This is a genomic window from Leifsonia sp. McL0618, from assembly GCF_049994905.1.
Taxonomy (GTDB): domain Bacteria; phylum Actinomycetota; class Actinomycetes; order Actinomycetales; family Microbacteriaceae; genus Diaminobutyricibacter.
The window spans coordinates 1,925,165-1,944,323 of sequence record NZ_CP188258.1; the positions used below are offsets into that span (position 1 = coordinate 1,925,165).

Here is a 19,159-nt window from a genome sequence, read left to right on the forward strand (position 1 = left end):
CGCTTGCACGCAGCCCATGCGACTCGCCTAGGCTGTTGGACGTGAAGGCGATCCGAAGGTTTACCGTTCGCGCAGTCCTCCCCGAGCAGCTCGGGGCGCTGGAAGAGCTCGCAGGCAACCTGCGCTGGTCGTGGCACGAACCCACAAGACAGTTGTTCGCCCGCATCTCGCCCGAGCTCTGGCAGCAGACCAGGCATGACCCGATCGCGTTGCTCGGCGCCGTGCATCCTGAGCGTCTCGACGAGCTGGCGAACGACTACGGGTACGTCGACTGGGCTAACCGGCTGCGTGACGACCTGCACGCCTACCTGAGCGAACCGCGCTGGTACCAGGGCCTCGACGGCTCGGCTCCACGGTCGATCGCCTACTTCTCACCCGAATTCGGAATCGCTGCCGCCCTCCCTCAGTATTCCGGTGGACTCGGCATTCTGGCGGGCGACCATCTGAAGAGCGCCTCCGACCTCGGGGTCCCGCTCGTCGGGGTCGGCCTCTTCTACCGGTCCGGATACTTCTCGCAGGCGATCTCGCCCGACGGCTGGCAGGTGGAGAGCTACCCGGTGCTCGATCCGGACGGGCTGCCGCTTGCCGTGCTCAGGGAGCCGGACGGAACAGCCGTGCAGATCACACTCGCGCTTCCCGAGGGCCGTGCGCTGCACGCGCGAGTCTGGCAGGCGGCGGTCGGCCGAATCCGCCTCCTGCTTCTCGACACGGACATCCCCGAGAACGAAGATGCGCTGCGCTCGGTCACCGACCGCCTGTACGGCGGCGGGGGAGAGCATCGCCTGCTGCAGGAGCTCCTGCTGGGCATCGGCGGCGTCCGCGCGCTCAAAGTCTGGGCCGAACTCACCGGCGTGCCAGAGCCCGAGGTCTTCCACACCAACGAAGGCCACGCCGGATTCCTGGGTGTCGAGCGCATCTCCGACCTCATCGGCGAAGGGCTGACCTTCGACGAGGGCCTCCAGGTCGTGCGTGCCGGCACCGTCTTCACCACGCACACGCCCGTCGCAGCCGGCATCGACCGGTTCGAGCGGCCGCTGGTCGAACGCTACTTCTCGAACGATCTGCTTCCCGGCGTGCAGGTGGCCGACGTTCTCGCACTGGGGGCCGAGGACTACCCGGGCGGTTCGCCCGACGTCTTCAACATGGCTGTGATGGGACTGCGGCTTGGACAGCACGCCAACGGCGTATCCAAACTGCACGGTCAGGTCAGCCGCCGGATGTTCGGCGGACTGTGGCCGGGATTCGACGTCGACGAGGTTCCGATCGACTCGGTGACGAACGGTGTGCACGCACCGACCTGGACCGACCCGATGCTGCGGGCGCTCGCCGAAGATCGGCTCGGAACGACCGACACGACCGCTGCCGACTGGGCCTCGGGGGGTCTCAGCGACCTCGACCTCTGGTCGGTGCGCACCCGGATGCGCGAGCAGCTCGTCGGCGACGCCCGCCGCCGTGTCTCGGAAGCCTGGGAGCGCCAGAATCCCGGCGGCGTCGCGCCCGCCTGGATGTCGGACCTGCTCGACCCGTCGGTGCTGACCATCGGGTTCGCGCGGAGGGTCCCCACCTACAAGCGCCTGACGCTCATGCTGCACGACCCCGACCGGCTGCGCGCCATCCTCCTGGATCCTGTGCGGCCGGTGCAGATCGTCATCGCGGGCAAGTCCCACCCAGCAGACGAGGAAGGCAAGCGGCTCATCCAGAAGCTGGTGCAGTTCGCGGCCGAGCCGGACATCCGCACCCGCATTGTGTTCCTGCCGGACTACGACATCGGCATGGCGCAGTTGCTGTACCCGGGCACGGATGTCTGGCTGAACAATCCGCTGCGGCCGCTGGAGGCGTGCGGGACCTCCGGCATGAAGGCCGCCCTCAACGGCGCGCTCAACCTGTCGATCCTCGACGGCTGGTGGAACGAGTACTTCGACGGCGAGAACGGCTGGGCCATCCCGTCGGCGGATGCGGCCGGAGACGGCGCCGAGCGTGACGCCCTCGAGGCGGAAGCGCTTTACGACCTGATCGAGAACCAGATCGCACCGCGCTTCTACGAGCGCAACGGCGATGGAGTCCCCGAGGCATGGGTGGGGCAGATCAGGCACACGCTCGCGACGCTGTCGCCCTCGCTCAGTGCGGACCGGATGGTGCGCGAATACGTCGAGCGGATGTACATCCCGGCGAGCGGGTTCGAGCGGCGCGTGAGCGACGACGGCTACGCGGGCGCCCGTGCACTTTCCGCATGGAAGGCGCGCGTGCGTGCGGCCTGGCCCGGCGTCGCGGTCGTGCACGTCGAGTCCGGTGGCGTGGATGCGACCCCGCAGGTCGGCGATGAACTCCACCTGCGTGCGCGCATCCAGCTCAACGGACTGAAACCGGAGGACGTCGCGGTGCAGGTCGTCTATGGTCGCAGCCAGAGCGGCGATGAGCTGACCCACGTGCGCATCCGCGACCTCGAGGTCGACAGCGTGTCGGCGCTCGGCGGTGCCGTCGAATACCTGGGCACCGTGAAGCTCAGCCGCCCCGGTTCGTTCGGCTACACCGTGCGGATCGTGCCGCGCAACGACCTGCTGCTCAGCTCGGCCGAACTGGGCCTGGTCTCGATCGCCGCCTGATCGAGGCCCGCTTGGTTGCCAATATCCCGCGCACGACGCGAAGAGTTTGGCGACCAAACAGCGTTCGGACGCCTCTCGGGCCGATTACGGGCGGGCGATCGGGGCGACGGTCGCGGTCGTCGCGGCGATGAGATCGGCAGGGGCGAGCTCGAGGTCGAGCCCGCGTTTGCCGCCGGAGACGAACACGGTGTCGAAGAGCTCCGCGGTCTCGTCGAGCACGGTCGTCAGGCGCGTCTTCTGGCCGATCGGGCTGATTCCGCCGACCACGTAACCGGTCCGTCGCTCGGCGACGGCAGGATCGGCCATGACCGCGCGTTTCGCCCCGACCGCGGTCGCCAGCGCCTTCAGGTCGAGCTTGCCGTCCACAGGCACGATGCCGACGACCAGACCCGTGTCGGTGTCGGCCAGAAGGGTCTTGAACACGCGTTCCGGTTCGATCCCGAGTGCCTCAGCGGCCTCCAGCCCGAACGACGTCACCGACGCGTCATGGTCGTATGCGTGAACGGCGAACGGGATGCCCGCCGCGGTGAGTGCTACCGTCGCCGGCGTTCCAGCAGTGGTGCGTCTCGCCATCAGCTCGGCACAGGGTCCGTGATCGGATGCGGGCTCGGCGCAGCTCCCGGAGCCGCCACGACACGGGGACCGTTCGCGCGGAAGAGCTGCATCGACGTTCCGCCGACCAATCGGGCCGACCCCGGCGCGAGTTCGGTCGGGTCCTCCTCGATCGGAACCTCGGTCGCGCTGTCCCAGAGGAGGTTGTATGACTCGACGCCGGGAGCGACCGGCAGGGAGACGGTCACGTCGTCTTCGACGCCGTGCACGATGAGGAGGATGCGGTTGAACTCTTCTTTGTCGGGCGTACTCGCAGCGAGGTACTGCAGAGTCCGGTTCTCCGGCGAGTTCCAGTCTTCGTCGTCCATCAGCTCACCGGTCGCATCGAACCAGTCCATGTGGCTGGCGTTCTTCGTCGTCTCGCCGAAGACCGCATACCTGCTGGGGCGCAGGGCCGGGTTGGTGCGGCGGAGCTCGAGCAGGCGCTGGGTCGTCGCCAGCAGCTCGCGCTGGTCGCGGGTGCGGAGCCAGCTCATCCAGGTGAGCTCGCTGTCCTGGCAGTAGGCGTTGTTGTTTCCCCGCTGGCTGCGGCCGAACTCGTCCCCGGCGGTGAGCATCGGGATGCCGGCCGACAGCAGCAGTGTGCCCAGCAGGTTGCGCATCGCCTTGTGCCGGTCGAGAAGGATCGCTTCGTCGGTCGTCTGGCCTTCGATGCCGTGGTTGAACGAACGGTTGTTGTCGGTGCCGTCGCGGTTGTTCTCACCGTTGCCGAGGTTGTGCTTGGCGTTGTATGAGGTGAGGTCGGCGAGCGTGAACCCGTCGTGCGCGGTGATGAAGTTGACGGATGCGAGCGGACCGCGCTCCGGCGAGAAGGTGTTCGACGAACCGGCCAGGCGCGTTGCGAATCCACCGATGCCCGTCGGGGCGGCGCCCTTGTCGCGCGCTTCGGAGATGTCGGCGAGCCAGAAGGCCCGGGCGCGGTCGCGGTAGCGGTCGTTCCACTCCGACCAGCCGAGCGAGAAGTTGCCGGTCTGCCAGCCTCCGGCGCCCACATCCCACGGCTCGGCGATCATCTTCACGTTCGCGAGAGCGGGGTCGTCGAGGATTCCACGGAGCAGCGGATGATCGGGCGAGTAGTTCACGTCGGCGTCGCGCCCAAGCGTGGCGGCGAGATCGAAACGGAAGCCATCGATCTGGACCTCGTTCGCCCAGTACCGGAGAGAGTCGAGCACCAGGCGCACCGGCACATCGTGACCGAAATTGACCGTGTTGCCGCAGCCGGTCACGTCGATGTATGCGCCGTGCTCGTCCTGCCGGTAGTAGTTCGCGTTGTCGATACCGCGGAAGCTGGAGCGGGGGCCGCCGAGACCCTCTTCTGCCGTGTGGTTGTAGACGACGTCGAGGATGACTTCGAGTCCGGCCTCATGCAGGAGCTTGACCATGCCCTTGAACTCGGAGAGCACGGCATCCGGTCCGGCCGCCTGCGCCGCACGCGAGGCGTACGGAGCGTGGGGCGAGAAGAAGTTCAGCGTGTTGTAGCCCCAGTAGTTCGTGAGTCCCTGGGTGATCAGCCGCTGCTCGGAGACGAACGCATGGACGGGCAGCAGTTCTACGGCCGTCACGCCCAGCTCCCGCAGGTAGCGGATCGTCGATTCATGCGCGAGACCGGCATAGGTGCCGCGCAGTTCTTCGGGGATGTCGGGGTTGAGCTTGCTGATTCCCTTGACGTGCGTCTCGTACACGACCGTGTGGTCGAGCGGGGTCTGCGGCTTGCGGGAGTCGCCCCAATCGAAGCCGTCCTCGACGACGTAGGAGAGCCATCCGTTCGATCCGGTGTGGACGAGACCGCGGGCGTACGGGTCGATCAGCAGGGTCTCCGGGTTGAACGTGTTCGTGGCGCTCACCGGGCCGGATACCCGGATCGCATACCGTCGCCCTGGGGTGAGCGACCGCGACTTTCCCACCCAGACGTTGTTCGCATCCTTCGTCATGCGCGTGGTCTTGACCATCCAGTTCGCATCTTTGTCGTCGAACAGGCAGAGTTCCATCGCATCCGCGTTCTCCGACCAGACACGCAACTCGCCGCCGTGGGAGGTCACTCGGACGCCGAGGTTGCGCAGGGGATCGGCAGGAGTCATGCGATCTAGAGTAGTGAATACAGGCTGAACGCAAGGGGAGTGATGGCAGTGGCTGTCTACCTGGACCACGCGGCGACGACACCGATGCTGCCGGAGGCGATCGCCGCGTATGCCGAGGCGATGAGCGTCGTCGGCAATCCGTCGTCGATCCACAGCCAGGGGCAGCAGGCCAAGCGGATGCTCGAAGAGGCCCGCGAGACCGTCGCCGTCACGCTCGGATGCGACCCGATCGAGGTCGTGTTCACCTCGGGCGGCACCGAAGCGATCAACCTGGCGCTCAAGGGCCTCTACTGGGCTCGCAACGACTCAGCACAGCCCCCGCGGCACCGTGTTCTCGCGCCCGGCGGCGAACATCACGCGACCGTCGACACGCTCGAATGGCTCGAACGGTACGAGGGTGCGTCTGTCGAGTGGCTGCCGCTCGACGGGCGCGGACTCATCGACGTCGATGCAGCGCAGCGCGCTTTCGCCCGCGACAGCACGTCGATCGCGCTGGGGACGGCGCTCTGGGTCAACAACGAGGTGGGCACGATCGAGCCGGTCGCCGAGCTCGCGAGGATCGGGCAGCGCAACGCCGTACCCGTGCACCTGGACGCCGTGGCCGCGTACGGTCACCTTCCCATCGACTTCGCGAGCCTCCGGCGGGAGACGGGCAGCGGCGCAGCCGGCCTGGTCGCGCTGAGCGTGTCCGCGCACAAGATCGGCGGGCCGGTCGGTATCGGTGCGCTGGTCCTGAGCCGCACTGCGACCGTCGTCCCGCTCGTCCACGGCGGCGGCCAGCAGCGCAACGTGCGCAGCGGGACGCAGGACGTGGCAGCGGCGGTGGCGTTCGCCGTCGCGGCCGAGCGCGCGGTGCGCGACCTGGACCAGGAGCGCGCGCGCCTGGAACGCCTGCGTGACCGCCTCATCCGCGGTGTCGCCGAGGCCGTCCCCGAGGCCGTCCTGAGTGGGATGCCCGCAGGCGATCCGGCCCGTGTCGCGTCGAACGTGCACTTCGTCTTCCCCGGCGCGCAGGGCGACTCCCTCCTCTTCCTGCTCGATGTCGCCGGGATCTCCGTCTCGACCGGGTCGGCCTGCCAGGCCGGCATCCCGGAGCCCTCGCACGTGCTCATCGCGATGGGCCGTTCCGGTGAAGACGCACGCGGTGCGCTGCGCATCACGCTCGGGCGCACCACGACAGAATCCGACGTCGACGCGGTGCTCGGGGCGCTGCCCGGAGCCTACGCACAGGCGGCCAGGGCGGGGCTCGCCGAACGGGCGACGCGGCTCGGCCGCTGAGCCCGCCCACCGCCTCCGGCGCTCTCGGCGGGCGGCCAGCAGCAGCGCCGTAGACTTGTCGGGTGAAAGTTCTGGCAGCGATGAGTGGTGGCGTCGACTCGGCGGTGGCGGCGGCGCGTGCGGTCGAGGCGGGCCATGACGTGGTCGGCGTGCACCTGGCGCTGAGCCGCATGCCGGGAACCCTGCGCACCGGCAGCCGCGGCTGCTGCACGATCGAGGATTCGATGGATGCGCAGCGCGCAGCGAACATCATCGGCATCCCGTACTATGTGTGGGATTTCTCCGAGCGCTTCAAGCTCGACGTCGTCGACGACTTCATCGCCGAGTACTCCGCCGGGCGCACGCCCAACCCGTGCATGCGCTGCAATGAGAAGATCAAGTTCGCCGCCCTGCTCGAGAAGGCGCTCGACCTCGGATTCGACGCGGTCTGCACCGGCCACTACGCGGCCATCGTGACGGATGTCGACGGCAACCGCGAACTGCACCGCGCGAGTGCGTGGGCGAAAGACCAGTCGTACGTGCTCGGCGTGCTCACCGGCGAGCAGCTCGCACACGCGATGTTCCCGCTCGGCGCTACGCCGTCCAAGGCCGAGGTGCGTGCCGAGGCGGCCGCTCGCGGCTTCAGCGTCGCCAACAAGCCGGATTCGCATGACATCTGCTTCATTCCCGACGGTGACACCCGCGGCTGGCTCGCGGAGCGCGTGGGGGCAGAGACCGGCGACATCCTCGATCGCGAGGGCAACCGGCTCGGCAGTCACGAGGGCGCGCACGCGTTCACGGTCGGCCAGCGCAAGGGCCTGAACATCGGATTCCCCGCCGCAGACGGCAAGCCGCGATTCGTGCTCGAGGTGCGGCCCAAGGACAACACCGTCGTCGTCGGCCCCAAGGAGGCGCTCGACATCGCCGAGATCGCCGGCTCGCGTTTCACCTGGGCCGGCCGCCCGCCCGAGAACCCGGGGGAGCCCTTCGCCTGCGAAGTGCAGATCCGTGCTCACGCAGACCCCGTCGCCGCGGTGGCTGTCGTTCGCCCGGGTGAGGGAGGTGTCGACGAGCTGGTGGTCACGCCCGACACGCCGCTCAACGGGGTCGCCCCGGGCCAGACTGCCGTCGTGTACGTCGGAACCCGCGTACTGGGGCAGGCGACCATCGACCGCACCGTCAGCGCCGTACCCGTCGGCTGAGCGAAGCGGTTGTCGGCAGCGTCCGGCGTCGGCGGCTGTCCGTATGCTGGGAGCGTGGTGAACGACGACACGGATGACCCCACGCGGGCCAGGGCAGAAGCCCAGCAGCTGACCGAGCGCATCCTCGAGCTGCGCGACGCGTACTACGAGCGAGACACCGTGCTGGTGAGCGACCTCGAATACGACGGGATGATCCACCGTCTCGAGGAGCTCGAGCGGCTGTTCCCCGAGCTGCAGAGCCAGGACAGCCCGACCCAGACGGTCGGCGGTCGAGCGCAGACCACGCTGTTCGCGCCTGTTCAGCATGCCGAGCGCATGCTCAGCCTCGACAACGTGTTCTCGATCGACGAGTTCGAAGCATGGGCGGCACGGGTCGAGCGGGATGCAGGGCGCCCCGTCGACTACCTGTGCGAACTGAAGATCGACGGCCTCGCCATCAACCTGAGGTACGAGAACGGGCGGCTCGTCTCGGCGGCGACCCGCGGCGACGGTGTGGTCGGCGAAGACGTGACCGAGAACATCCGCTTCATACCGGTCATCCCGACACGGCTCGCCGGCACAGGTCATCCGCGGCTGGTCGAGGTGCGCGGCGAGGTCTTCTTCCCCGTCGCCGAGTTCGAGGCCCTCAACGCTGCGCAGACGGAGCTCGGCGAGAAGGTCTTCGCCAACGCCCGTAACGCGGCGAGCGGCTCGCTGCGGCAGAAGGCGGAAGGCAAGAACGACATACAGCTCGCCCTCATGCGGGCGCGACTCGGGCGGCTGCACATGCTCGTGCACGGCATCGGCGCGTGGGCGAACCCGCCCGTCGACAGCCAGTCGAAGACGTACGACCTGCTCAAGGAGTGGGGTCTGCCGACCTCGACCCACTATCGCGTCGTCGATGCCGCTGCAGGGGCCGCCGCGTTCATCCGCTACTACGGTGAGCACCGCGACAGCGTCGAACACGAGATCGACGGGGTCGTGGTGAAGGTCGACGAACTCGCTCTCCACGACGAGCTCGGCGCCACGAGCCGCGCCCCGCGCTGGGCGATCGCATACAAGTACCCGCCAGAGCAGGTCAACACCAAGCTGCTCGACATCGTCGTCAGTGTCGGGCGCACCGGGCGCGTGACTCCCTTCGCCGTGATGGAGAAGGTCAGGGTCGCCGGCAGTGAGGTGCGACAGGCCACGCTGCACAATCAGGACGTTGTGAAGGCGAAGGGCGTGCTCATCGGCGACACGGTCGTGCTCCGAAAGGCGGGCGACGTCATCCCCGAAGTCCTCGGTCCCGTCGTCGAGTTGCGCGACGGCACCGAGCGTGAGTTCGTCATGCCCGAGAACTGCCCGGTCTGCGGTACCCGCCTCGCTCCGGCGAAAGAGGGCGACGTCGACCTGCGGTGCCCGAACTCCGAGTTCTGCCCGGCGCAGGTGTGGGGGCGGGTCGAGCACATCGGCTCCCGTGGCGCCCTCGACATCGAAGCACTGGGCGAGGTCGCCGCCGCCGCGCTCACCCAGCCGCTCAAGCCCACGGAGCCGCCACTTCGCACCGAAGCGGGCCTCTTCGACCTGACCATGGCCGACCTGTTCCCCGTCGAGGTCGTTGTGCGCGATCCCGAGACCGGCCTTCCGCGGCTCACCGATGCGGGGGAGCCCAAGACCGACACACCGTTCCGGCGCCGACGGCAGAAGAAAGACGGTCCGTACGACCCGGAGTCGTCCGGGTTCGCGGGCACCGAAGACTCCGTTCCCTCGAAGAATGCTGAAGAACTCCTCGCGAACCTCGAGGCGGCGAAGGTGAAGCCGCTCTGGCGCATCCTCGTCTCCCTGAACATCCGTCATGTCGGCCCGGTTGCCGCGCGCGCCCTCGCCGACCATTTCGGCTCAGTCGATTCAATCCGTACCGCCGGCCGTGACGAACTCGCCGAGGTCGACGGCGTCGGCGGCATCATCGCCGATGCGGTCGTCGACTGGTTCGGCGTCGATTGGCATCGTGAGATCGTGGAGCGCTGGGCGGCCGCCGGGGTGCAGTCCGCCATCCCCGGTCATCCGGGCCCTGGGGCGGCCGAAGCGGCAGGGGGCACCCTCGCCGGACTCACGGTGGTCGCGACCGGCTCGCTCGAGGGTTTCACCCGCGAGGGCGCCCAGGAGGCGATCATCGCAGCGGGCGGCAAATCGGCATCGAGTGTTTCGAAGAACACCGACTTCGTCGCGGCCGGTCCTGGCGCGGGGTCGAAGCTGGCCAAAGCGGAGCAACTCGGCATCCCGGTGATCGATGCCGATGGGTTCCGCAGGCTGCTCGAGGGTGGGCCAGAAGCGCTCTGACCCTGCTAAAATGCGTGTTCTACTCCCTAACAGGGGGTAGAACGAGTATCTGGCTGAGGTTTTCCGACCGATAGCATCGAAGGGCGCGCCTCGCCAGGGGCGATGCAAAGGCTCTGCTCGTCGCTCTCGGAGGGACCCTGACGGAGTGCTGGTCGGCTTTGCAGCAATACTTTCAATTACCTCGGTCCTCGGAGGAGTGGCCGGGGCCGGAGTCGTGCCCGCCGACACGAGCACCCACCTGGCTCCCGTGTCATCCGTCGCCGCGCTGGCGCACGAGACGGCTGCGCGCTCCGCGGTGGGCGACGCACACGCCGGGAACACGCAGCAGGCTCTCCTCGCAGCCGCGACGCTGGGGGCACTCAGCCGCATCGCAGCGCCGGACGTTCCCGCATTCGTCAGTTCGCACCATGCCGCCCTCGACGCGATGGTCGCGAATCCGCCCAGGGCGAGCGACATCGCGGGATTCTGGCGCCTGATCGATCCTCGCACGCAGGCGTCGCTCATCCATGCGGCCCCTCACGTCGTCGGCAACCTCGAAGGCATCCCATACGACGTGCGCGGACGCGCCAACGTGCTCGACCTGAAAAGGACGATCGCGCAGGAGCGAACCAGCCTTGCGTCTGAGCAGGGCAAGGCCACACGGCTCGGGATGCAGCGCACCCTCGCCACGCTCCAGAACGTCAAGCGCGCCCTGTCGAGGCATGACGGGGTCAAGCGAACCCTGATCTCGCTCGACACCTCATCGGACGCCCGGGCGGCCATCGTCATCGGCGACCTGTCCAAAGCACACTTCGTCAGCTACCTCGTCCCCGGAATGTACATGTCGGTCGACGAGCAGATCGTCGACTGGGCGAAGACGGCACAGGAACTCTACGACAGCCAGACCCAGTGGCTGAAGCGGGTCCTCGGGCCGCGAGGAGCGCAGGCGACACCCGGCGTGGCGACGGTCGCCTGGATCGGCTACCAGACACCCGAACTCATGAACATCGGCGGCCTCGACCTCGCCACGCAAGGCGCGGACAACATCGAACAGGCGCTCCAGGGCCTTCAGACCCTCAGAAAGACGGACATGCCGTTCGTGAGCGTCTTCGCCCACTCGTACGGCTCGACGGCGGTGCTCCTCGCCCTCCAGCGGCACACCGTCTCCGTCGATGCGCTCGCGCTCCTCGGTTCCCCCGGGAGCGATGCCCAGTCCGTCTCACAGCTGAGCGTGAACGACGGCAACGTCTACGTCGGCCAGGCGCAGATGGACCCGATCGTCCACAGTGCGTTCTTCGGCAGCGACCCGGGGGCGGCGAGCTACGGCGCACGCAAGATGGGCGTCTCCGGCGGCATCGACCCCATCACGGACGACAAGCTCATCGGATCGTCCGGTCACAACGAGTACTTCGCTGCTGGAAGCGAGTCGATGCGCAACCTCGCCCTGATCGGCATCGACATGGGGGACCTGGTCATGGGCGCGTCCTCACCGGCCCACGTCACCCAGACGACGGCCTCGGGCAAGTAGGGCTCGTCGGGCTGCTCTGCGCGCGGTGACCGGCCGCTTCGGCTCGAATAGGATTGATCCATCCACACACTGACGCAGCAGACGGAGACCCATGTCCGAAATTAGCGCCGAACAGGTCGCGCACCTGGCGAACCTCGCCAGGATCGACCTGAGCCCCGAAGAGATCACGAGCCTCACCGCCGAGCTGGGCCAGATCGTCGACGCGGTCGCCAAGGTCACCGAGGTCGCCGGGCCGGATGTACCCGCCACCAGCCACCCGCTTCCGCTCACCAACGTCTTCCGCGAAGACGTGCACGTGCCGGGTCTCACCGTCGAGCAGGCGCTCTCCGGCGCTCCCGACCGCGATGGCGACTGGTTCCGCGTTCCCCCGATCCTGGACGAGGAGTAGACCATGACGGACCTCACCAGACTCCCGGCATCCACGCTCGCCGACCTGCTCGCGACCCGCGACATCTCCTCGGTCGAGGCGACCCGCGCCCATCTCGACCGCATCGAAGCGGTGGATGAGGACGTGCACGCCTTCCTCCACGTTGCGGGCGATGCAGCCCTCGCCACCGCTGCCGACATCGACGCGCGCCGCTCCGCCGGCGCGCAGCTGTCTGCGCTGGCCGGCGTTCCCATCGCGATCAAGGACGTTCTTGCCACCAAGGACATGCCCTCCACGTCGGGCTCGAAGATCCTCGAAGGCTGGCTGCCGCCCTATGACGCGACCGTCGTGCGCAAGCTCCGTGAGGCCGACCTCGTGCCCCTCGGCAAGACCAACATGGACGAGTTCGCCATGGGCTCCTCGACCGAGCACTCGGCGTACGGCCCCACCCGCAACCCCTGGGATCTCGAGCGCATCCCCGGAGGCTCCGGAGGCGGGTCAGCTGCCGCGGTCTCCGCGTTCGAAGCGCCGCTCGCGCTCGGCTCGGACACCGGCGGGTCCATCCGGCAGCCGGCAGCCGTCACAGGCTCGGTCGGCGTCAAGCCGACCTACGGCGGCGTCAGCCGGTACGGGGCTATCGCGCTGGCGAGCTCCCTCGACCAGGTCGGGCCGGTCTCCCGCTCCGTGCTCGACGCAGCGCTCCTGCATGACGTGATCGGCGGCCACGACCCGTTCGACTCCACCTCCCTGCCTGACGCCTGGCCCTCGATGGCGGCCGCGGCGCGCGTCGGGCTCGCAGGCGGCGCGCTCAAGGGCGTCCGCGTCGGGGTCATCACCGAACTCGCCGGCGACGGATTCCAGGCCGGCGTGAAGCAGCGCTTCGACGAGTCGCTCGCGTTGCTCGCGTCCGCCGGCGCCGAGATCGTCGAAGTCGCCGCTCCCAGCTTCGAGTACGCGGTAGCCGCGTACTACCTGATCCTCCCGGCGGAAGCCTCCAGCAACCTCGCCCGTTTCGACTCGGTGCGCTTCGGATTGCGCGTCACCCCCGAAGACGGCCCGGTGACCGTGGAGCGCGTGATGGCGGCCACCCGCGACGCCGGGTTCGGACCCGAGGTCAAGCGCCGCATCATCCTCGGCACGTATGCGCTGAGCGCGGGCTACTACGACGCCTACTACGGAAGCGCCCAGAAAGTGCGCACGCTCATCCAGCGTGACTTCGCGTCCGCATTCGAGAAAGCGGACGTGCTGGTCAGCCCGAGCGCGCCGACGACAGCCTTCCGCTTCGGCGAGAAACTGGCCGATCCGATGGCGATGTACCTCAACGACATCACGACCATCCCGGCGAACCTCGCCGGCGTCCCCGGGATGGGCCTTCCGATCGGCCTTGCGCCCGAGGACGGGCTGCCGGTCGGCCTCCAGCTGATGGCGCCTGCGCGCGCAGACGCCCGGCTCTACACGGTCGGCGCGGCTCTCGAGCAGCTCCTCGAGCAGCAGTGGGGCCACACGCTCCTCAGCCAGGCGCCCGACCTGTCGGCGACCGAGATGTTCGCAAGCGAAGAGGGAGCCGTCTGATGGCCGCAGCTGAATTGATGGACTTCGACAAGGCGCTCGAGCTCTTCGAGCCGGTGCTCGGTTTCGAGGTGCACGTCGAACTGAACACCACGACGAAGATGTTCTGCGGGTGCTCGAACGCATTCGGACAGGGTGCGAACACGAACACCTGCCCGACCTGCCTCGGACTCCCGGGAGGACTGCCACAGGTCAACAAGAAGGCCATCGAGTCGAGCATCCGCCTCGGCCTCGCTCTCGGCTGCAGCATCGCCGAGACGAGCCGGTTCGCGCGCAAAAACTACTTCTACCCCGACACGGCGAAGAACTTCCAGACCTCGCAGTACGACGAGCCCATCGCCTACGACGGCAGCATCACGATCGAGCTCGAGAGCGGTCGTGAAGTCACGGTTGCCATCGAGCGCGCGCACATGGAGGAAGACGCCGGCAAGCTCACGCACGTCGGCGGCTCGACGGGCCGCATCCAGGGCGCGGACTACTCGCTGGTCGACTACAACCGCGGCGGCGTTCCGCTCGTCGAGATCGTCACCAAGATGATCGAAGGCGCGGAAGCGGACGCACCGGAGGTCGGCCGCACATACGTCGCCGTCATCCGCGAGCTCGTCAAGGCGCTGGGCGTCTCGAACGCCCGCATGGAGGAGGGCAACGTGCGTTGCGACGCCAACGTGTCCCTCCGGCCCCGCGGCTCATCGGTACTCGGTACGCGCACGGAGACGAAGAACGTGAACTCGCTGCGCTCGGTGGAGCGGGCAGTCCGCTACGAGATCCAGCGCCAGGCGGCCATCCTCGCGGCCGGCGGAACGATCATCCAGGAGACCCGGCACTGGCACGAGGACACCGGCACGACGAGTGCCGGACGCCCGAAGAGCGATGCGGACGATTACCGGTACTTCCCTGAGCCGGACCTCGTGCCGGTCGCCCCGTCGCGGGAATGGGTCGACGAACTGCGGGCCACCCTGCCCGAGCCGCCCGCGGCGCGTCGCAAGCGGCTCGCCGTCGACTGGGGTTTCACCGCCCTGGAGTTCCAGGACGTCGCGAACGCCGACCTGCTCGACGTCGTCGAAGCCACGGTTGCCGCCGGCGCCTCGCCCGCGGCAGCACGCAAGTGGTGGACCGGGGAGATCGCCCGTCTCGCCAACGCGCAGGGCGTCGCCGCCGAGACCCTGGTCTCGCCGGAGCACGTGGCCTCGCTGGCCGCGCTCGTCGACGACGGGACGCTCACCGATCGCCTGGCACGCCAGGTGCTCGAAGGGGTGATCGCGGGCGAAGGCTCGCCGCAGCAGGTCGTCGACGCGCGCGGACTCGCGGTCGTCTCCGACGACGGCGCACTCATCGCAGCCATCGACGAGGCTCTCGCCGCCCAGCCGGATGTGCTCGAGAAGATCCGCGACGGCAAGGTGCAGGCTGCCGGTGCCGTGATCGGCGCCGTCATGAAGGCGATGAAGGGGCAGGCCGACGCGGCCCGGGTGCGCGAGCTCGTGCTCGAGCGCGCATCCGCCTGAGTTTGGCAGAATCAGGGCATGGGAGTCTTCACGCTCGGCGGCCTGACCACGGTGCCCGCATCCACGCGTCCTGACCTGCTCAGCGCGCCGACGGCCGCTGTACTCGACCGCGCCGGGCTGCTCGACCAGATCGGCGTCGTCGAGATCGATCCCGACGTCTCCGACACGGCCGCGACGCAGGCCCGTTTCGGACTCGACGCCGGAACCCTGGCCAATTGCGTCGTCGTCGCGGGCAAGCGAGAGGGCGTGGAGCGCATCGCCGCGTGCGTTGTGTTGTCGACGACGCGTGCCGACATCAACTCGGGCGTCAAACGGCTGCTCGACGTGCGCAAGTGCTCGTTCCTGCCGATGGATCGGGCCGTCGAGCTCACAGGCATGGAGTACGGGGGCATCACCCCCATCGGGCTCCCGGCGGACTGGCCGGTGTACGTGGACAGCCGTGTGACGGCGACGGATGTCGTCATCATCGGCTCCGGCGTGCGCAGGTCGAAACTCCTGCTGCCCGGTGCGTTGCTCGGCGGCCTTCCCGGGGCGCAGGTGATCGAGGCGCTCGCGATGGATGTGCCGACCGGATGACGCGCCTCACCGAACCCATCCGCGTGCGGCTGCTCGAAACGCTTGCCGGACAGCGCAGTGGTGTGCCCGGGTGGGTGCAGGAGTTCGAGCAGGGTGACGACGTCGGGTTCTTCGGCCCCGACAGTGCCGCGTGGACCATCCACGGCGCGATGCCGACGCTGGTCGCGGGCATCCGGGCCCTGCTCATGCAGGCACTCCACCCGGGGGCACTGGCGGGCGTGCGTGACTGGTCGCGGTACCGCGAGGACCCGCTCGGCCGGCTGGGTGGCACCATTCGGTGGATCCACACCGTGACCTACGGCGACACGGCACAGGCCGCACAGGGCTCCGACTGGGTGCTGCGGCTTCACGAGCGCGTCGTCGGCACCTACGTGGATGCCCAGGGTGCCAGCCGCACCTACGCGGCGAACGATCCGCACCTGCTGAGCTGGGTGCACCTGGCGTTCACCGACTCGTTCCTCACCGCCCACGAGCTCTGGGGAGAGCCGGTGCCCGGCGGGTCAGACGGATACGTGCGCGAGTGGGCGAAAGCCGGCGAGCTCATGATGGTTCCCGACCCGCCGCGCAGCCGGGCCGAGCTGAAGGCGCAGCTCGCCGCCTTTCTCCCCGAGCTCAGGGGTGGGGCGGATGCTGACGAGATCGTGCGCTTCGTGCGTCGCGCCCCGCTTCGGCGAACCCTGCGGCCGTCGTATGCCGTGCTCTTCGCCGGTGCCGTGCACTCGCTCGAGCCGCCGTATCGCGAACTGCTGGGCCTGCGTGAAGCGCATCTGGGTCCGCTGCGACTGCCCGTCGCCGGTGCGACGTCCCTCGTGCTGCACGGGGCGGGCAGGATGCTCGGCCCGAGGAGCGCAGGAGAGATCGCCGCACGGCGGCGGCTGGAACGGCTGGGCGCTAGCGCTTCTTGATGTCGGAGACGGCGTCGAGATGTGCCTTCGCATCCGACTTCGTGCGTTTGTCGAGCCGCTTCTCCTTCAGGGACTTGCTCGCGGCGGTCTTGGAACTGTTCTTCTTCGGTGACTTGTCAGACATGGTGACTCCCTTGATCGAGAGTCGAACGACTCCGTAGTGCTGACTTTATGCCCTTTCTCTGCGCGCCATGCCGACTCCACAGGTACGTGCAGGAACTGACGAAAAGGCGTAGACATGTCTCGTCGGGCTGTTCACCGTTGAACAGCCGTTCGCGACCAGGTTCGGCCGGCATGCCGGCGGCAGTGTTGGGAGACCCGATGACGACCACTGTTCCCCCCGATTCCAACCCCGATTCCGTGGACAGCAAGGGACTGAAGTCCGGCGCGCTCGGTCTCGTCTCGAGCGTTGTCGTAGGTGTCGCTTCGACGGCGCCCGCCTACAGCCTCGCAGCGAGCCTGGGGTTCATCGTCGTCGGCGGCACACTCGCGGCGGGTGTTCACGCGCCCGGGATCGTGCTCCTGGCGTTCATCCCGATGTACCTGATCGCGGTGGCCTACCAGGAGCTGAACAAGGCCGAGCCGGACTGCGGCACCACGTTCACCTGGGCGACACGGGCGTTCGGCCCGATCACCGGCTGGATGGGCGGCTGGGGCATCATCGTCGCCGATGTGATCGTCATGTCGAACCTGGCGCAGATCGCCGGGTCGTACACGTTCACCTTCATCGGGGGCTTCGGGCTGCCCGGAGTGGCGGCGCTGGCGAACAATGAGATCGCAACACTCATCGCCGGCCTGCTGTGGATCGCCGTCATGACGTGGATCTGCTATCGCGGGATCGAGATCTCGGCGCGCGTGCAGTACGTCCTGCTCGGGTTCGAGGTGATCATCCTGCTGTTCTTCGCCGGGTTCGCGCTCGTCAAGGTCTATACGGGCAACGGTGAGCCGTACTCGCTGATCCCACAGTGGAACTGGTTCAACCCGTTCGGGCTCGACTTCAGCCAGACGATCGCCCCGGCCATGCTGACCGCGATCTTCATCTATTGGGGCTGGGACACGGCGGTCTCGATCAATGAGGAGACCAAGGACCCCGAGAAGACGCCCGGCCGCGCGGCTGTGATCAGCACGCTCCTCCTGCTCCTCACCTACGCCATCGTCACGGTCGCTGCGATCGCGTTCGCCGGGGTCGGCGACAAGGGCATCGGATTGGCGAACCCGGCCAACTCGAGTGACGTCTTCGCGGCCATCGGGCCGACACTGTTCGGCTCAGGGCCCGTCGGATCGATCCTGCTGACGCTTCTCGGGTTCTCGATCCTGACCTCCGCATCTGCTTCGACGCAGACGACCATCCTCCCGACGGCGCGCACCGCGCTGTCGATGGCGGTCTACAAGGCGATCCCCGAGAAGTTCGCGAAGATCCACCCCAAGTACCTGACGCCGACCTGGTCGACGATCGGCATGGGCATCATCTCGGCGGCGTTCTACCTGATCTTCTCAGCGATCAGCTTCAGCCTGCTGAACGCCCTGATCGGGTCGATCGGCCTGATGATCGCTTTCTACTACGGGCTCACCGGCTTCGTCTGCGTCTGGTTCTACCGCAAGACGATGTTCAGGTCGTTCCGGACTGTGATCTTCCGTGGAGTCTTCCCGTTCGTCGGGGGCCTCATCCTGCTCGCTGTGTTCGTCTATGGACTCGTCCAGTTCGCAGCCCCCGACTGGCTGGTCGACGACAACGGCAAGAACGTGACGATCTTCGGTATCGGCGCTGAAGCGGTCGTGGGTGTCGGCGGCCTCCTGATCGGCCTGGTGCTGATGTTCATCTGGTGGCTCGTCAGGCCCGACTTCTTCCGCGGCAAGACGCTTCCGATGCGCTCGGACGACCTTGTGCTCGCGTCGGTCGACGGGGGCCTGGTCGGGTTCGGGCTTCCCGACTCCGGGACCTTCGCGACGGTCATCGCCCCCGACCTGTCGAACCTGCCTCCCGGGCAGACGGCGATCAACGCCGAGACCGGTGAACCGGTGGAGACCCCGGCGGTGCTCCCGCCATCCGACACCCACTACGCCAAGCCGCCGGACGAGCGGGAGTGATGGGGTATCGCGCGGCAGATGTCAGGACCGTGAATAGGCTGTCTGCATGAGTACGACTCCGCCGAGCGAACCTGAGGGAACCGAGTCAGCCGGTGGCACCCGCCGCCGGGTGATCGAGTGGGAGGATCCGGCGCCCGGTGTCGCAGTGATGCCGACCATGTCCGGTCTCGATTACCTGAAGACGCTGATCGGGCAGGAGTTGCCGCCGCCACCGATCATGTCTCACCTGAACATGACGCTGGTGGATGCGCAGGTCGGCACGGCGACGTTCGAGTGCACCCCCGACGAGTCGCACTACAACCCGATCGGAACGGTGCACGGAGGGCTGGTGTGCACTCTGCTCGACTCGGCGCTCGGCTGCGCAGTGCAGAGTACGCTCGCGCAGGGCCAGGGTTACACCTCGATCGGTATCACGGTGAACTACCTCAGGCCGGTGCACGCGAATGCGGGACCGCTCACCTGCGTCGGCACGGTCACCAAGCCGGGCAATCGTGTCGCGTTCGCCGACGGGGTGGTGACGGATGCGTCCGGCAAGGTCGTCGCGACCGCCACGGGTTCGTTGCTCGTGTTCCCGATCGCGTAGTTCGCGAAC

15 protein-coding genes are annotated in these 19,159 nt (G+C 68.0%); 12 read left to right on the forward strand and 3 right to left on the reverse strand.

Features of this window, described 5'->3' with window-relative positions; translation table 11 throughout:
* Window positions 1–41: 41 nt before the first annotated feature.
* Complete coding sequence (gene glgP / locus ACPPVQ_RS09200) at window positions 42–2,603, forward strand: alpha-glucan family phosphorylase (RefSeq protein ID WP_426520814.1); 2,562 nt, start codon at window positions 42–44, stop codon at window positions 2,601–2,603.
* Window positions 2,604–2,687: 84 nt separating this feature from the next.
* Here glgP and ybaK read toward each other — a convergent pair whose 3' ends face one another.
* Together ybaK and glgX are read right to left on the reverse strand one after the other, a co-directional pair.
* Window positions 2,688–3,176 (reverse strand): Cys-tRNA(Pro) deacylase, encoded by a 489-nt coding sequence (gene ybaK, locus ACPPVQ_RS09205; RefSeq protein ID WP_426520816.1) that lies wholly within the window; start codon window positions 3,174–3,176, stop codon window positions 2,688–2,690.
* Window positions 3,176–5,293 carry a glycogen debranching protein GlgX gene (gene glgX / locus ACPPVQ_RS09210; RefSeq protein ID WP_426520818.1) on the reverse strand — a complete coding sequence of 706 codons (2,118 nt, stop codon included), beginning with the start codon at window positions 5,291–5,293 and terminating at the stop codon, window positions 3,176–3,178. Before glgX ends, ybaK begins: the two co-directional genes overlap by 1 nt.
* Before the next feature lie 48 nt (window positions 5,294–5,341).
* Here glgX and ACPPVQ_RS09215 point away from each other — a divergent pair, with 48 nt between their 5' ends.
* The 9 genes from ACPPVQ_RS09215 to ACPPVQ_RS09255 all read left to right on the forward strand — a co-directional run bounded on the left by ACPPVQ_RS09215 (window position 5,342) and on the right by ACPPVQ_RS09255 (window position 16,479).
* Entirely contained in the window at window positions 5,342–6,571 is a 1,230-nt protein-coding gene (locus tag ACPPVQ_RS09215; RefSeq protein WP_426521205.1) for a cysteine desulfurase family protein, read from the forward strand.
* Window positions 6,572–6,633: 62 nt separating this feature from the next.
* The gene (gene mnmA, locus ACPPVQ_RS09220) at window positions 6,634–7,752 is read left to right on the forward strand and encodes a tRNA 2-thiouridine(34) synthase MnmA (RefSeq protein ID WP_426520820.1); all 1,119 of its coding nucleotides are present in this window, start codon (window positions 6,634–6,636) and stop codon (window positions 7,750–7,752) included.
* Between the two features lie 54 nt (window positions 7,753–7,806).
* Window positions 7,807–10,053, forward strand: a complete 2,247-nt coding sequence (ligA, locus tag ACPPVQ_RS09225) for an NAD-dependent DNA ligase LigA (RefSeq protein ID WP_426520822.1) — start codon at window positions 7,807–7,809, stop codon at window positions 10,051–10,053.
* Window positions 10,054–10,249: 196 nt separating this feature from the next.
* Window positions 10,250–11,560 carry an alpha/beta hydrolase gene (locus ACPPVQ_RS09230; RefSeq protein ID WP_426520824.1) on the forward strand — a complete coding sequence of 437 codons (1,311 nt, stop codon included), beginning with the start codon at window positions 10,250–10,252 and terminating at the stop codon, window positions 11,558–11,560.
* A 91-nt stretch (window positions 11,561–11,651) separates the two neighbouring features.
* The gene (gatC, locus tag ACPPVQ_RS09235) at window positions 11,652–11,948 is read left to right on the forward strand and encodes an Asp-tRNA(Asn)/Glu-tRNA(Gln) amidotransferase subunit GatC (protein WP_426520826.1); all 297 of its coding nucleotides are present in this window, start codon (window positions 11,652–11,654) and stop codon (window positions 11,946–11,948) included.
* Window positions 11,949–11,951: 3 nt separating this feature from the next.
* Complete coding sequence (gene gatA / locus ACPPVQ_RS09240; RefSeq protein WP_426520828.1) at window positions 11,952–13,499, forward strand: Asp-tRNA(Asn)/Glu-tRNA(Gln) amidotransferase subunit GatA; 1,548 nt, start codon at window positions 11,952–11,954, stop codon at window positions 13,497–13,499.
* Window positions 13,499–14,998, forward strand: coding sequence for an Asp-tRNA(Asn)/Glu-tRNA(Gln) amidotransferase subunit GatB (gene gatB, locus ACPPVQ_RS09245; protein ID WP_426520830.1), 1,500 nt, complete (start codon window positions 13,499–13,501; stop codon window positions 14,996–14,998). The genes gatA and gatB overlap by 1 nt, the downstream gene beginning before the upstream one ends.
* A gap of 18 nt (window positions 14,999–15,016) precedes the next feature.
* Window positions 15,017–15,574 carry a YbaK/EbsC family protein gene (locus ACPPVQ_RS09250; RefSeq protein WP_426520832.1) on the forward strand — a complete coding sequence of 186 codons (558 nt, stop codon included), beginning with the start codon at window positions 15,017–15,019 and terminating at the stop codon, window positions 15,572–15,574.
* Window positions 15,571–16,479: an oxygenase MpaB family protein gene (locus tag ACPPVQ_RS09255; RefSeq protein WP_426520834.1), complete on the forward strand. Its 909-nt coding sequence runs from the start codon at window positions 15,571–15,573 to the stop codon at window positions 16,477–16,479. The genes ACPPVQ_RS09250 and ACPPVQ_RS09255 overlap by 4 nt, the downstream gene beginning before the upstream one ends.
* Here ACPPVQ_RS09255 and ACPPVQ_RS09260 read toward each other — a convergent pair.
* Complete coding sequence (locus tag ACPPVQ_RS09260; RefSeq protein ID WP_426520836.1) at window positions 16,466–16,603, reverse strand: hypothetical protein; 138 nt, start codon at window positions 16,601–16,603, stop codon at window positions 16,466–16,468. The two genes, ACPPVQ_RS09255 and ACPPVQ_RS09260, sit on opposite strands and share 14 nt — an antisense overlap.
* A gap of 197 nt (window positions 16,604–16,800) precedes the next feature.
* Between ACPPVQ_RS09260 and ACPPVQ_RS09265 the strand changes: the two genes are divergently transcribed.
* Complete coding sequence (locus ACPPVQ_RS09265) at window positions 16,801–18,567, forward strand: APC family permease (RefSeq protein WP_426520838.1); 1,767 nt, start codon at window positions 16,801–16,803, stop codon at window positions 18,565–18,567.
* Between the two features lie 46 nt (window positions 18,568–18,613).
* Window positions 18,614–19,150: a PaaI family thioesterase gene (locus ACPPVQ_RS09270; RefSeq protein ID WP_426520840.1), complete on the forward strand. Its 537-nt coding sequence runs from the start codon at window positions 18,614–18,616 to the stop codon at window positions 19,148–19,150.
* The last annotated feature ends 9 nt before the right edge of the window (window positions 19,151–19,159 follow it).

Excerpts from the sequence above, each read along its gene's own strand:
- ybaK (WP_426520816.1), bottom strand. The coding sequence starts at position 3,176 with ATGGCGAGACGCACCACTGCTGGAACGCCGGCGACGGTAGCACTCACC.
- glgX (WP_426520818.1), bottom strand. The coding sequence starts at position 5,293 with ATGACTCCTGCCGATCCCCTGCGCAACCTCGGCGTCCGAGTGACCTCC.
- gatC (WP_426520826.1), top strand. The coding sequence starts at position 11,652 with ATGTCCGAAATTAGCGCCGAACAGGTCGCGCACCTGGCGAACCTCGCC.
- gatA (WP_426520828.1), top strand. The coding sequence starts at position 11,952 with ATGACGGACCTCACCAGACTCCCGGCATCCACGCTCGCCGACCTGCTC.
- gatB (WP_426520830.1), top strand. The coding sequence starts at position 13,499 with ATGGCCGCAGCTGAATTGATGGACTTCGACAAGGCGCTCGAGCTCTTC.
- ACPPVQ_RS09250 (WP_426520832.1), top strand. The coding sequence starts at position 15,017 with ATGGGAGTCTTCACGCTCGGCGGCCTGACCACGGTGCCCGCATCCACG.
- ACPPVQ_RS09255 (WP_426520834.1), top strand. The coding sequence starts at position 15,571 with ATGACGCGCCTCACCGAACCCATCCGCGTGCGGCTGCTCGAAACGCTT.
- ACPPVQ_RS09260 (WP_426520836.1), bottom strand. The coding sequence starts at position 16,603 with ATGTCTGACAAGTCACCGAAGAAGAACAGTTCCAAGACCGCCGCGAGC.
- ACPPVQ_RS09265 (WP_426520838.1), top strand. The coding sequence starts at position 16,801 with ATGACGACCACTGTTCCCCCCGATTCCAACCCCGATTCCGTGGACAGC.
- ACPPVQ_RS09270 (WP_426520840.1), top strand. The coding sequence starts at position 18,614 with ATGAGTACGACTCCGCCGAGCGAACCTGAGGGAACCGAGTCAGCCGGT.